The 13,256-nt window shown below is 40.5% G+C and carries 12 protein-coding genes, 1 rRNA gene and 1 riboswitch; of the genes, 4 read left to right on the top strand and 9 right to left on the bottom strand.

The features are described 5' to 3' along the window. The 4 genes from ABHC48_RS15410 to ABHC48_RS15425 all read right to left on the bottom strand — a co-directional run. Positions 1 to 182: ribosomal RNA gene (locus ABHC48_RS15410) — 16S ribosomal RNA — on the bottom strand; the annotation flags it as partial. A 594-nt stretch (positions 183 to 776) separates the two neighbouring features. Further along, positions 777 to 1,997, bottom strand: a complete 1,221-nt coding sequence (locus ABHC48_RS15415) for a serpin family protein (protein WP_195700137.1) — start codon at positions 1,995 to 1,997, stop codon at positions 777 to 779. Positions 1,998 to 2,105: 108 nt separating this feature from the next. Beyond that, positions 2,106 to 2,567, bottom strand: a complete 462-nt coding sequence (locus ABHC48_RS15420) for an 8-oxo-dGTP diphosphatase (RefSeq protein ID WP_195379766.1) — start codon at positions 2,565 to 2,567, stop codon at positions 2,106 to 2,108. A 105-nt stretch (positions 2,568 to 2,672) separates the two neighbouring features. Next, on the bottom strand, positions 2,673 to 4,460 hold the full coding sequence (locus ABHC48_RS15425; protein WP_195700138.1) for an aminopeptidase P family protein: 1,788 nt from the start codon (positions 4,458 to 4,460) through the stop codon (positions 2,673 to 2,675). 133 nt (positions 4,461 to 4,593) lie between these two features. Then, a riboswitch (THF riboswitch) is annotated at positions 4,594 to 4,690 on the top strand. A gap of 251 nt (positions 4,691 to 4,941) precedes the next feature. Between ABHC48_RS15425 and folE the strand changes: the two genes are divergently transcribed. The 4 genes from folE to folK all read left to right on the top strand — a co-directional run bounded on the left by folE (position 4,942) and on the right by folK (position 7,790). Beyond that, on the top strand, positions 4,942 to 5,499 hold the full coding sequence (folE, locus tag ABHC48_RS15430) for a GTP cyclohydrolase I FolE (RefSeq protein WP_187565518.1): 558 nt from the start codon (positions 4,942 to 4,944) through the stop codon (positions 5,497 to 5,499). Further along, positions 5,496 to 5,993 carry an HD domain-containing protein gene (locus ABHC48_RS15435; RefSeq protein WP_195700139.1) on the top strand — a complete coding sequence of 166 codons (498 nt, stop codon included), beginning with the start codon at positions 5,496 to 5,498 and terminating at the stop codon, positions 5,991 to 5,993. The genes folE and ABHC48_RS15435 overlap by 4 nt, the downstream gene beginning before the upstream one ends. Positions 5,994 to 6,032: 39 nt before the next feature. Continuing rightward, positions 6,033 to 6,842 carry a dihydropteroate synthase gene (gene folP / locus ABHC48_RS15440; RefSeq protein ID WP_195700140.1) on the top strand — a complete coding sequence of 270 codons (810 nt, stop codon included), beginning with the start codon at positions 6,033 to 6,035 and terminating at the stop codon, positions 6,840 to 6,842. Between the two features lie 114 nt (positions 6,843 to 6,956). Then, a complete protein-coding gene (folK, locus tag ABHC48_RS15445; protein WP_173716184.1) occupies positions 6,957 to 7,790 on the top strand; it encodes a 2-amino-4-hydroxy-6-hydroxymethyldihydropteridine diphosphokinase in 834 nt (277 codons plus the stop codon). A gap of 212 nt (positions 7,791 to 8,002) precedes the next feature. Here folK and ABHC48_RS15450 read toward each other — a convergent pair whose 3' ends face one another. The 5 genes from ABHC48_RS15450 to ABHC48_RS15470 all read right to left on the bottom strand — a co-directional run bounded on the left by ABHC48_RS15450 (position 8,003) and on the right by ABHC48_RS15470 (position 13,122). Continuing rightward, positions 8,003 to 8,527 carry a hypothetical protein gene (locus tag ABHC48_RS15450; protein ID WP_173719453.1) on the bottom strand — a complete coding sequence of 175 codons (525 nt, stop codon included), beginning with the start codon at positions 8,525 to 8,527 and terminating at the stop codon, positions 8,003 to 8,005. Between the two features lie 122 nt (positions 8,528 to 8,649). After that, positions 8,650 to 9,501, bottom strand: coding sequence for a hypothetical protein (locus ABHC48_RS15455; RefSeq protein WP_195700141.1), 852 nt, complete (start codon positions 9,499 to 9,501; stop codon positions 8,650 to 8,652). A gap of 39 nt (positions 9,502 to 9,540) precedes the next feature. Next, positions 9,541 to 10,167 (bottom strand): response regulator transcription factor, encoded by a 627-nt coding sequence (locus ABHC48_RS15460; protein ID WP_195700142.1) that lies wholly within the window; start codon positions 10,165 to 10,167, stop codon positions 9,541 to 9,543. Continuing rightward, positions 10,115 to 11,458 (bottom strand): ATP-binding protein, encoded by a 1,344-nt coding sequence (locus ABHC48_RS15465; RefSeq protein ID WP_195700143.1) that lies wholly within the window; start codon positions 11,456 to 11,458, stop codon positions 10,115 to 10,117. The genes ABHC48_RS15460 and ABHC48_RS15465 overlap by 53 nt, the downstream gene beginning before the upstream one ends. Then, the gene (locus ABHC48_RS15470) at positions 11,455 to 13,122 is read right to left on the bottom strand and encodes a histidine kinase N-terminal 7TM domain-containing protein (RefSeq protein ID WP_195700144.1); all 1,668 of its coding nucleotides are present in this window, start codon (positions 13,120 to 13,122) and stop codon (positions 11,455 to 11,457) included. The genes ABHC48_RS15465 and ABHC48_RS15470 overlap by 4 nt, the downstream gene beginning before the upstream one ends. Positions 13,123 to 13,256 lie beyond the last annotated feature (134 nt).

The following is a 13,256-nucleotide window of genomic DNA, read 5'->3' on the forward strand; positions in this document are numbered from 1 at the left end:
TAGCAGCCATTTCTGGCTGTTATCCCCCAGTATAAGGCAGGTTACCCACGCGTTACTCACCCGTCCGCCACTAGAAACAGACCAAATCCGCCGAAGCCTCAATGAAATGTTTCCCGTTCGACTTGCATGTGTTAAGCACGCCGCCAGCGTTCATCCTGAGCCAGGATCAAACTCTCTGATAAAATGTTTGATTCACTCAAGACAACCAACTAGCTTAGTTATCTCTCGTCATTACTGTTATAAAAAGTTTATTCTTTTGAATGATGATTCGTTAAGAATTTTCGAGAATCGTATGTGTTTCACTGTTTAGTTATCAAGGTTGTTTGTCTGTCATCTCTTTGCGACAGCCTGTTTACTTTATCATATCTTTCAGATCTTGTCAAGCACTTTTTTCAAAAGTTTTTCAGACCTTCAAGAAGCTGTATAAAGTCGTTTGTTTCTGTCGTTCTGTTCAAGCGACTTGATTACTTTATCATAAGTTCAGTCGATTGTCAACAGTTAATTTGAATTTTCTGAAAACTATTTTATTTTTCAGTATTTCAGAAGCAATTCCTTGTGACAGCTTGTTTACTATACCACTGCCGCAAGGAATCGTCAAGCACTTTTTACAAAATCTTACAAAAATCTTTTAGATTTTTTCGCAGCAATCTCCATATTGCAGCCCAATAAAACACTCAATCTGAAAAGTCCTATCATAACAAGTACGCCATAATATACATCAAATATATTTTCTTTCACTTTTTAATTAAATTGTTTTCATAATGGAAGAGTTTCTGTCACTGTACCGTTAGAACTTTTCCCATAAACAGCACTTCCTCATTTGCACTGTCGTAGATCAGAAATGCAAATGGCCGTGTCAACTCAACATCTTTTATAATCGGATCCGTATCCATTGCAGACATGCACTCCATTGTCACTGCAGTCACAGCGGCAGCTTTAGTTCCATTTTCGTCTAGTTCCAGCTTTGTTTTCTGTAAAACAGAACTGACATGGACCGCTTTATCTGCAATGCCTGAAAAATCAGCATCGTCCGAAAAAACATTCTCAAGTCCTATTCTACTGAGGATATCACTTAACTCAGCGGTTGTTTCAAAATTCAGCTTAGGCATTTTACAATTAACTTCATCGTATTCCGGTTCTGATTCCAGAAGACCTTCAATATCCAGCTCATCAAGAGTAAAATCTCCTTCTGCTTTCGGCAAAATTCCAATGAAACTCAGATTATTTGCATAGTATTTTTCAAATGCTGTTGCCGCATCATTTTCATAGTAATTATCACCGATGCTTGTCATGTACTTTGTTTCTTCGTTATCGCCGAATTTTTCTTTTTCATCAGAAACATCCCATGAATCCTGGGACCATCCGGATTCAAAATACAATGAATTGGTGAGACACAATTCACTGTTTTCATTAAGCATATCAGGTTTCATAATTTCCGGAATCAGCCCATCTGTATTTTCATTGCACCATGCATTAATAGTGTTGCATGTGTTTTCTTTATCAGAAAAATCAAGAATTTCAGCCTTTGCTTCAAAATTATCTTCTGCATTTTTTTGAAATTGTTCCTGCAGAGTCAGTCCCCGATTTACCCATAAAGCATCTGCAATTTTTAATTTCGATGTATAACCATAATTTTCGTCTTCTGTATTATAGTTTTTAATTACATTCATATACTTTCTGGCATATGCTGCAAAATCATCGGTTCCTAAATATTCATTTAATGCGTTTTTCGTTTCGCCTTTGGCTCCCTCTGCAAGCATACCAAGAGCAAAGTTAAGGCTTGTGGGGCTGAACATTATATTGGAATCCTGATTTTCTTTTGCTATTTCATCTGTAAGGTTAATAGAATTCTGCAGATTAACTGATTTATCAAGATCAATGTTCTTTTCAGCTGCATTTAATTCTGCGTGACTGGCTGTGGCAGCATATACATGGATTGGAGGAGCTATGGTTGTCATGAACGTCAGTGCTCCAGCAAAAAGTTTTATTTTATTCATGTATAACCTCCTTGTACGGTCGATGAAGTCCTTTTTGCAAAGGTTTTCTGCAAGTTTCTGTTTTATTTTAACATATTTGTTTCTTCTTTCTGTTATATTAATTTTCATTTAGTATAAGCGAATTTCCGTATTTACAAGCAGCTCTCCCTCATATTGTAGTTTAACAGAGAAAAAACGTTTTTCCTCTGAAAGAAGCAGGTTCAGAAAAACTTTATCACCTTCCCATGTAGGAAGCTCTGGCACTATTTTCTTATCAACCCAGCATAGTTCGCCTTCATTGCATTCAATCAGTTCCCCGGTATATCCATCGGCTGTAAATACACACATAAGCTCAGATTCACATTCGCTGTTTATAAAGGTTACCAGGCCACGAAATTTGTAGGAAGTAAGTGTGAGTCCTGTTTCTTCTTTTACTTCACGCAGAAGACATTCTTCAGGGGATTCCTGATCTTCTGTATGTCCACCTACACCGATCCATTTGCCTTTATTTATGTCATTTTGCTTTTTTACTCTGTGAAGCATCAGATATTTGTCATCGTTTTCGATATAGCATAAAGTAGTTATTGTCATTTATTCTCCTTCCCGCAGGCGCTGCTTTTTTCTGTGAAATATAAAACAGGGGCGATGCATATCAGTTTTATACATGCCCCTGTTTACTGTTTTAAATGATTAGCTTCAGATTTCGCGTGTAGCTTCTTTCAGCCATTCTTTTTCCTCTTCTTCCAGATATGGAGAAATCTTTTTATATACCTGTGCATGATAATTATTAAGAAGTGCCCGTTCCTGCACAGTCATCAGCTCGGGAACAACAGCATCCAGATCAAACGGTACCATAGTCAGATGTTCAAAGCACATAAACTGGCCAAATGAGGTTTTCTCTGCTTTTTTGCATACAAGCAGGTTTTCGTGGCGGATTCCATATTGGTTTTCCACATAGTATCCAGGCTCATCTGATGTGATCATACCCTCTTCCAGTACTGCATTATCTCCCTGAATAATTCTCCAGCGGAAGCTGTTTGGTCCTTCATGAACATTCAGAAGATAACCAACTCCATGTCCTGTTCCATGATTAAAATCCTGTCCCATTTCCCATAACGGACCACGCGCCAGATAATCCAGATTTACACCAGTACAGCCATAACGGAATTTGGCATTTCCAAGGTTCAGCATGCCACGTAAAACAGCGGTAAAATATTTCTTCTGCTCGTCATTCACAGAGCCCATAACAATTGTGCGGGTGGTATCTGTAGTACCTTCGTAATAGTGTCCGCCTGTGTCTGCCAGAAGGAAATTGCCAGGCTCAATGGCAATATCTGTCTCTGGTGTTGCAGAATAATGGTTGATTGCAGCATGAATGCCATAAGAAATAATGGGGTCAAAGCTGTTGTCGATAAAGTTCTCCTGCTGGGCACGGAAGCTGTACAGCTTCTCTCCTGCGCTTAACTCTGTCATTGTAATTCTGCCAACATTTTTCTTTAGCCAGCAGATGAATTTGGTAAGCGCAACTCCGTCTTTGATATGAGCGATACGTTCATTTTCTACTTCTACTGGATTTTTAATTGATTTTGGAAGAAAAGTCAGGTTGGCTTCATCCAGAATCGTTACTTCCTTCGGAATACTGTTTACCAGACGACAGTTGGCTTTCTTTTTACAAAGAAGAACTGTCATGTCTTTCTCAAATGTTTTTACATATTCATAAATGCTGTCATAGGGCAGAATGGTTACGCCATCCTTAGATAATGCGTCCAGAATTGAAGCCGAAAATGCTTTTTCATTTGCAAACAGCCTGATTTCTGTTTTTGTCATTATCAGATAAGAGAGAACAACCGGACAGCAATGTACATCGCCGCCACGAATATTCAGCAGCCATGCAATGTCATCCAGAGAAGTCAGTACAAATCCATCTGCACCTTTCTCTTCCATTGATTTACGGATTCTTGCACATTTGTCAGCACGGGATTCGCCTGCCCATTTTACATCCAGTTCCATAACCGGTTCGCAGGAAAGTGCCGGACGATCTTCCCAGATTTCTCCTACCAGATCAGAATCCGTCTGAAGAGTGGCTCCTTTTTTTGCAAGAAGTTCGGCCAGTTCATCTGCTTCTTCGGCGCTGACGGTTCTTCCGTCAAAACCAAGGCACATTCCCTCGCCTAATTTTTCTTCCAGAAACTGGTGCACAGTGGGAACATCTGGTTCTCCCATTTTAAAAAGCTCTACACCCGTTCCCTCCAGCTGTGCGGCCGCCTGGATGAAATATCTTCCATCTGTCCACAATCCAGCCATATCCTGCATGATGACTGCTCTGCCGGCAGATCCGGTAAAACCTGTAATATATTTTCTGCACTTAAAGTATTCTCCTACATATTCAGATGCATGAAAATCATCTGTGGGAACAAGATAAGCATCTATTTTCTTCTCTGCCATTACTTCCCGAAGTGCGGTGATTCGTTCTTTAACTGTCATAAAACTGACTCCTTCCAGTGAATTTTGTCTATTCCTATTATAATATCCACGTTACCCTTTCGCAACCTGTTTAAGAAAAAACACTTTTCTATTCCCAAAAGACGTGATATACTAACTTTCGAAATGAATGATATGCAAAATAGGATTTTATGCGTCAAGTGTTCGGTGAATGGGGAGTTGTCATTGAAACGAAAAGCACGTCTTACGGTATATTATCCGCACCCGTTGCAAGCACTATAAGAGGGATATCTCATATTGTGTCAGAGCCTGCCTGAAAGGGATTTTCTACAAGACGCACGTTGCGATTTGTGGAAACGTTTTTTAACAGACTCAAGGGAATGTTTTCGACATACATTCTATCACAATTGGAGATATCCTTTTTTGCGTATTAAGCAGGCAGATATTCGAATTCGAAAATCCTTCCCCGGTTTTATCAAAAAAGGATAGTCTCCGCAATCAAATACAAAGGAGGTTATTTTTAATGGTTGACAAACAAAAAGTAGAACAGGCCATCCGCCTGCTTCTGGAAGGAATCGGTGAGGATATTACCCGGGAGGGACTGATTGATACTCCCGACAGAATTGCACGTATGTGCGAGGAAATTTACGGTGGTCTCGATCAGGAAGCAGATCCCCATTTACTGAAGCAGTTTCCAGTAGAAAATAATGAGATCGTATTGGAAAAAGATATTACTTTTTACTCTATGTGCGAGCATCATCTGATGCCTTTTTATGGTAAGGCGCACCTGGCTTATATTCCCGATGGAAAAGTCACAGGATTAAGCAAGCTGGCACGTACGGTAGAGGTTTATGCCAGAAGACCGCAGATCCAGGAACGCCTCACAGTACAGATTGCGGACGCTCTGGAGCGTGCCCTCTCTCCGAAGGGAATTATGGTTATGCTGGAAGCAGAACACACCTGCATGACCATGCGAGGCGTTAAAAAGCCAGGAAGCAAAACAATTACGACTGTAACCCGCGGAGCCTTCAAAGAAGATAAGGAGCTGCAGAAAATGTTCCTTTCCATGGTCGGAAAATGAGCAGTTCTTTTTCTGAAACAAACCGTATTTCTTTAATCTGGCGGCATCCCCTTTATCAAAAGCACTGTAAGAAAATACAGGAGCTTGAAAAAGATCGTATTTTCTGCAGACATACGCCGGAACACTTTCTGGATGTTGCCAGGCTGATGTATATTTATTCTCTGGAAAACAAGCTTAATCTGTCCAGGGAAATCATTTATGCCACTGCTCTTCTTCATGACATTGGCCGTGCGCAGCAATATCTGTCGGGTATTTCTCATGACATTGCAGGAGCTGAAATAGCCGGAAAGATTCTGGCAGATCTGCATTTTACAGAGCAGGAAAAAGAGGAAATATTATCTGCGATCAGTCAGCACAGGACGGATGGATCTGATAATGTGTTGGCTATGCTGCTATATAAGGCTGATAAAAAGTCCAGAAATTGTTTTTCATGTTCAGCAGCTTCAGAATGTTACTGGCCTTCTGAGAAAAAAAATCTGACAATTGAATATTAAGCCTTCTAAAAAATCTAACAGAAAGGATGGTTTCTATTTATGAAAATTGGAAATCGTTTTTTTGATACACAAAATCACACTTATATAATGGGAATTTTAAATATTACTCCTGATTCTTTTTCCGATGGCGGGAAATGGAATCATTTAGATGAAGCTTTGCGGCATACAGAAGCCATGATCGCGGATGGTGCGGATATTATCGATATTGGCGGGGAGTCTACGCGTCCCGGACACACGCCGGTCAGTGCAGAGGAAGAAGCTCAGAGAGTTTTGCCCGTTATCGAAGCGGTCAGAAAACGTTTTGACATTCCCATTTCTGTAGATACCTTCAAAAGCAGCGTGGCAGAAAGTGCGATTCAGGCCGGTGCAGATCTGGTCAACGATATCTGGGGATTAAAATATGATTCTGAAATGGGCGCTGTAATTGCCAAATATGATGCTGCATGCTGTCTCATGCACAATAAGTCCAATACAGAATATAACAATTTTCTCATTGATATGCTTTCTGAGACACAGGAATGTGTCAATCTTGCAAGAAAAGCAGGAATCAAAGATGAGAAAATCATTCTCGATCCAGGGGTTGGATTTGGAAAAACATTTGAGATGAATCTGGAAACTATGAATCATCTGGAGCTTTTTAAGAATCTGGGCTTTCCGGTTCTTCTTGGCACCTCACGCAAGTCGATGATCGGACTGGCACTTGACCTGCCTGTAGACCAGCGTGTAGAGGGAACACTGGCTACCAGTGTAATTGGTGTGATGAAGGGCTGTTCTTTTGTGCGTGTTCATGATGTCAAGGAGAACAGACGCGTGATCCAGATGACAGAAGCAATTTGGGGTTGTAATTGAGAGTAAAGAGGACATTCGCAATCCGCTTTGCTACTTGCTCATGAACGCAGTCGCGAAACGATTGCGTTCAAATTCCTCAAAATTGTAAATAGTCAACAGAAAGGAACAACTGTTATGGATGAAACCAGATTTGATAAAATAGAAATTAAAGAACTGGAAATTTTTGCCAACCATGGTGTCTATCCGGAAGAAAATGTACTTGGACAAAAATTTGTTATTTCTGCCACCCTCTTTACCCACACACGTCAGGCCGGGTTAACGGACGATCTGTCTGCTTCTATCAATTACGGGGAAGTCAGCCACATGATTACAGATTTCACCAGAAAACATACTTTTAAGCTTCTGGAAGCGCTTGCAGAAAATCTTGCAGAGATGCTGCTCGACTCTCTTTCCGATCTGGAACAGATCACACTGAAAATTGAAAAGCCCTGGGCTCCTGTTGGTCTTCCACTGAAAACCGTATCTGTGGAAATCACAAGAAAATGGCATACTGCATACATTGCTTTTGGCTCTAATATGGGAGATAAAAAGCTGTTCATCGACAATGGGATACGTGGTTTGAAAAAAACAAAAGGATGCCGGATAGAGGCCGTTTCTGATTATCTTGTAACAGAACCTTATGGTGTTACCGATCAGGATGAATTTCTGAATGGAGTTTTGAAAATGCGTACCCTTCTTTCACCGGAAGAATTACTGGAACGTCTTCATCAGCTGGAACAGGAGGCAAACCGGGAACGTATTATTCACTGGGGTCCTCGTACTCTGGATCTGGATATTCTCTTTTATGATCAGGAAATCATTGATACTGCAGATCTTCACATCCCCCATCCGGATATGCAGAATCGTGACTTTGTGCTGGCTCCTATGAACCAGATTGCCCCTTACCTCAGGCATCCTGTACTAAATCAGACAATTTCACAGCTTTTAAATATTCTTCTTTGCCGCTAAACGAACATGTCGCCTACCGGCTACATCACATATGAAAGTCAGCTGTTCCGCGCCTATGACGCTCCCACAGCTGCCGACCGCATTCGTAATCCGTGCTATCACGCCACCGTACGGTTCCGTATACAGCGGTTCAACCAACTTAACAAGTGACAATCTAACATTGGGGCTGCCGGAAAACAGGCAGCCCCTTGTGTAATAATTCGCATCTGCTGTCAGGAAGTGAGACGCTGTCCGCAATATTCACAGTTGCACAGGCGGCCTTTTATTATCTGATTCTTTGCACCGCAGCTGGGACAGGTAACTGTAATATAAATCTTCTCATTCACACGTCTGTTTGGTGCAGTAATCAATATATAATTTTCTTCTCTGTCTATCTGAATATTTCGAATATACCCTTTGGCAATCATTTTTTCCAATTTCCTTACAGCATCTTTTCCCATCTCAGTCTCAAACTTCTCAAATGAGAGCGTGCTCTGGGCATAAGATTCAAACCAACAGGCTATTTCTCTGGCTTTTTTCTTCTTCAATGCTTTCTGGATTTCCCGGAAGGTGGGATACAAAAATAACAATCCCAGTATAATCTCCGTTGCTGCCATTCCCCAGCGTCCTTCACCAATATATTTCTCTGCTGCGCCAATAGCTCCCAGAGTAAAAAGTATACAGAAGCCACAAAGAACCCATTTCAGTTTTCCTAACACTCCTGTTTTTTTATTCTTTTCTGTTAAAAAATCATTCATGTCTGTTTCCTCTTTCCCCAATTAATCAATCTCTGTTATATACTAAAGCCTGTTTAAAAAATCATTCCTGTAATCTGCACGCCCTGATGAATCTTCTGTCAGCATATACCAAAATCCGTCTGTCAGCCAGCTCCCAGCAAAAGCCACGCATCGCCTAACGGATCGTAATAATAAACCACATTATCTCCTGCCGCATAATATTTTTCTTTTGTAAAATGTTCCTCATGATCTGTCCCTATAACAAATACCGGACAGTTTCTTCCCTCAATATACTCCTCCGTACCGGTATACCACAGGGACATTCCAAGACCAAGGTAATAACTAACTTCGTCTGTTTGCGCAATCAAGTCCCTGGCAATATTTATATCCAATGAATAATCATACTCTAATTGATACTCATCCCAATCATAATATATTGAAAAATCATAGCAGTAGGCTTCCGCTGCAAGGTGTCCATCCTTTAGCGATACCATAGGATGGTATTGCACACTCATATTTTGCTTCTGCACAGAAACCATTACATTGGAAAAAATCTCGCTCATATTGCAGCGCAGGATAATGACTTCATTTTCCTGCCCCATATACCATGGATTGTTCAGATCTTCCAAATATTCCCCTTCTTCCGTAACCTGAGTCGGATAAATACTGATCTTACAATCAAGTCCTGGAACAATAGCATAGATTTCATAACCTCCTGCATCAACAACAGTTCCATCCTGCAAAAAAGGATAAGCCGCAGCCAATTCTTCCTGCCTGGTATATTCAAGTATCTCTGATGTATCTGCATTTTCATAAGTGTAGCCCAGAAATGCCATTCCAGCCTGGCATTCATTTTCTCTGATAATGTCTTGCAAAATTGCCAGATTCTCTTCTGCCCCAGAAGTTTGGGCAGATACTTCTCTCACACATTCACCGTAGTTACTAAAAGAAAACAGTACTGCGCAAACACATACAGCAATAGAAAATTTTTTCATACTTTCAGCTCCTTCCTGTCAGAATATGCCTATGCCTTTCTATTTCAGTGTGGTTACAATCAATTTACTTTCCAACGCAGCTGCTATCAGATCTTCCTTACAGCTATATCCTGCCTTGGCAATCATTTCCTGAAAATTCCACCTTACCCCGGAAGTCGAACAATCCATTTTCCTTGCAATCTCCGAATAGGACATCCCATGAATATACAAACGCAGCATCTCCAGTTGTCTTGGACTGATATCACCGCTTGTGATCCAGTTAAGTTCCACCTTTGGCGTTATATCCGGAAATACACGCTCACCATTTAAGGTTCTGTAAATCACACTCCGTATATCCTCTTCACCGTGATCTTTATACCAGAGACTGTCCGCACATCCGCTTTTTGCTCTTTCCAGCACCTTGGGATCGATCAAAGACGTAACAACCAATACCTTTGTATATGGGTACTTTTCCCTGATCATTTTTCCGGCGCTCAGCCCATCGTGATTATGAAATGTCTGAACATCCATGATTACAAGATCTATTACTGAATAATCACAGATTTTTACAGCTTCACGGGCATCCGAAATTGTCTGAACATGTCGAAATTCCGGATTCTGCATAAGAATATATTCAAAATACTTCTGCATGATCTTCTGATCTTCTACTATCAGTACACGTACCATCCAATCTCATCCTTTCTGTCAGCGGCATCTTCAATATCAGACAAAACTCAGGGACAAATGAAATTTGCATTATGCAGTTCATTGATTCGGCTGCTTTTCTCAGTGCAGACAAACCACCGCCTTCTTCCGCATTTTTTTCAGGCGCATCTCCATCATTGGTGATCCGGATGTTGTATTCATTTGCATATTTGTCTATCTTCACAAAAACAACATTGCCGTGGGCATGTCTGGCACAGTTTGTCACACATTCACGGATTGCTCTGTCTGCCAGAACTCTGTAAGATGGATACAAAGGAAAGTTTCCGCTGATCTGAACCGAAATCCCAAGCTCCTCTGCATGCTTAATCGTATCCTCATACAGTTTTTCCATACTCTCTACGGCAGAACCGGTAAGAATATAAACCAGATGCTTCAATGCAGACAATTGTTTATCCATTTTGTCCTGATTTTCTTTTCTCTCCAATATTCTACGTATTGACAGAAGACTTCGCCCAAAATTGTCATGGACCTGCATTTTCATAGCAAGCGTTTCCTGCTCTCTGATTTTATCACCGATTTTTTCGTACATTTCCTCCAGCTTATGATTCAGGATTTCCAGCTTTTTATTGTTTGCCCTGATCTTTTCACTATTATAATAAATTTCTGACACATTAACTGCTACTGTCTGCAGATATCCTGCACAATCAGGCTCCTGCAGACGATATTCCTGAAACATCCAGACAGAATCATCTGGCAAATAAAACACGTTACTGTCGCTGCTTAATCTAATAAGCCCTTCTGATACAATTTCATTGTCCATTGCTTTTCGCAATGTATCATAATCCTGCAGATAAGCCCCCGTCATCATTCTGCACAATTCCTGCATCTTGGTATTACACAAAACGATCCTTCCAAGTGAATCCGAAAAGCATACTCCACACGGAACGTCATCCACAGCTTCATTCACAGACCAGTACGACAAGGAATGATTATATTTGTATCTCTCCTTCCAGATTGCCCAACAAAGATAAAATGTCAATGCAACAATCCCTGCTGCTAAAATACTGACCGGATAATCCTGGAGCATTGGCTGATATGCACTTTCTCCAATACTATATCTATGCTCATTCATCAAAGAAACCATAAGAACAAAAGAAACTGCAAAAACAGTTATTGTCGTTATCACTTTCTTTTTCCCGGAAAAACAGGTGATTCTTAGCAGAAAGAGAATAAGTTCCAAAATCAGGCAGATTTCCAGAAGAATCATCAGAAAATTCTGCATTGCTATGCTGCATTCTACAAAACTATTCATCTGCCGCCTCTCTTTCTGAATATGCTGCACCCAACAAACCATTCTTTTTCATCTTCCTGCTGCACTTTAAGGTCCGGTCTTTCTGACATTAAGCCGCACAGATCTGCCTCTGATGCAATGTGAACGGAAATCCGAAGATCATCATCAATCTGCGACACACGGTAAAACATAGACTGCATCACATCAGATAGCCGTTCTGCAAGCCATTCAAAGGTATCATAGCATTTTAGTATATCCTCTGCATTCAGCTGAATATCTCCATTTTCCACATAATAAGCAGCCCGGATCCTGCATAATTTTAAACTGTCACAGGATTCTGCAAGACTTTGCCTGAGATCTTCCATAGTAAGCACATTTCCATCTGATGTATATTGTGTCAATACCAGATTTTTTCTCCGCTTCAAATATGTACCAATAACTACAATTTTACCGAGAAGCAGATCATATCGTTCCCTTGATTCCGTCCTTTCCAGTTCATCCATCAACTGCGACAGCAATTCCAGCTGTCCGGCAGTCTGATTCTGTATCATGTTTAACAGCCGATTCTGTTCTTCTGTTTTTCTTCGCTCCGCTTCTTTCTCATAGGTTTTCTGCAGCAGTCTGTTTCTGGCAGTCAGTTCTTCCTGCTGTTCCCGAATATCCTGATATTGATCCAGCAATATTGAAATATCTTCTGACCAAAACAGATGTCCTCCCCTTATGGGAATATGGTTGATCCGGATTCCCTGTTCCTGCACAGATGATCTGTGAATGATCATTGTACGCATTTCAGGAGAAAGCTTGGGAAAATCACCAGAATGATAATAACGCTGAAAAGAATCATCTGTAATCTCTGCGTCTAGCCCTCCTGAAGTCTGGAATAATTCAAAATATCGATTGTTTGTCTGTATCAATCCGCATACTATACAGCCCTGATAAATTGCTGCCATTAAAAGACAACACACTGCTGTCATATCCCCTGCAAGGGTTTGGATGAAAGACAAATGAAATATATTTCCAACATTCCATCCCAGAAGCAATATTCCTGGAATGACTGGCAGCCAAAACTGTTTCTTTCCCGGAATCCTGCTTTTTCTGATCAGAATAATTTCCATTCCTGTCAGACAACTCAGCATCCACCCCTGAATCACTGCAAAAAGAATACCATAACTATAATCCCTATCCGAAAATGGAGGCTGTTTAGAAAACCGAAACACCAGCTGATGCAAATCATTTGTAAAAACACTTATGATCAATACTGCCGCCACAGTCAAAAGAATTATGATTTGTCTGACCGTTTTTTCTTCATCTTTTTCAACAAAAAACAATGCTGCTGACAGACCTAAAACAGGGATCAAGATCATCGGAATATAATACAGATACCAACATATATGTTCTCCAAGAGGTTCATGAAAAATATGAAATTTCACTGTTCTTACAAAGAACCAGAATACCATCAGACAACCAATTGCAGTCAGACATCTGCGCATTTTTTTATATACTACATGCTTTTCCAGATAGATTACCCAGGCACAGTACAGCCCCAGGTAAATACAATTGCGGCACTGGTCTGCAAAATTTCTTGCAAAAGTATTTTTCGGTCTTACCAGCCTGCAGAAATAAGCCAGAAGCACGCTTATCAGAATTACTCCATACGACAACATCCTCTTTTTATTATATGTCATGAAAATTCCTCTCTCATTGTATACTTTTATAACAAGTATACTATAAAGCTCTGTTTTATTATATAGTTTTTAGAGAAATTGTCAATTTTCAGAGTTTTCCGATTATTGGTCACTGGTTTAGAATGAACAATAAC

Origin of the sequence: Ruminococcus sp. 1001136sp1 (assembly GCF_039841815.1) — a bacterium.
Taxonomy (GTDB): Bacteria; Bacillota; Clostridia; order Lachnospirales; family Lachnospiraceae; genus Blautia_A; species Blautia_A faecis.

Excerpts from the sequence above, each read along its gene's own strand:
- ABHC48_RS15415 (WP_195700137.1), bottom strand. The coding sequence starts at position 1,997 with ATGAATAAAATAAAACTTTTTGCTGGAGCACTGACGTTCATGACAACC.
- ABHC48_RS15420 (WP_195379766.1), bottom strand. The coding sequence starts at position 2,567 with ATGACAATAACTACTTTATGCTATATCGAAAACGATGACAAATATCTG.
- ABHC48_RS15425 (WP_195700138.1), bottom strand. The coding sequence starts at position 4,460 with ATGACAGTTAAAGAACGAATCACCGCACTTCGGGAAGTAATGGCAGAG.
- folE (WP_187565518.1), top strand. The coding sequence starts at position 4,942 with ATGGTTGACAAACAAAAAGTAGAACAGGCCATCCGCCTGCTTCTGGAA.
- ABHC48_RS15435 (WP_195700139.1), top strand. The coding sequence starts at position 5,496 with ATGAGCAGTTCTTTTTCTGAAACAAACCGTATTTCTTTAATCTGGCGG.
- folP (WP_195700140.1), top strand. The coding sequence starts at position 6,033 with ATGAAAATTGGAAATCGTTTTTTTGATACACAAAATCACACTTATATA.
- folK (WP_173716184.1), top strand. The coding sequence starts at position 6,957 with ATGGATGAAACCAGATTTGATAAAATAGAAATTAAAGAACTGGAAATT.
- ABHC48_RS15450 (WP_173719453.1), bottom strand. The coding sequence starts at position 8,527 with ATGAATGATTTTTTAACAGAAAAGAATAAAAAAACAGGAGTGTTAGGA.
- ABHC48_RS15455 (WP_195700141.1), bottom strand. The coding sequence starts at position 9,501 with ATGAAAAAATTTTCTATTGCTGTATGTGTTTGCGCAGTACTGTTTTCT.
- ABHC48_RS15460 (WP_195700142.1), bottom strand. The coding sequence starts at position 10,167 with ATGGTACGTGTACTGATAGTAGAAGATCAGAAGATCATGCAGAAGTAT.
- ABHC48_RS15465 (WP_195700143.1), bottom strand. The coding sequence starts at position 11,458 with ATGAATAGTTTTGTAGAATGCAGCATAGCAATGCAGAATTTTCTGATG.
- ABHC48_RS15470 (WP_195700144.1), bottom strand. The coding sequence starts at position 13,122 with ATGACATATAATAAAAAGAGGATGTTGTCGTATGGAGTAATTCTGATA.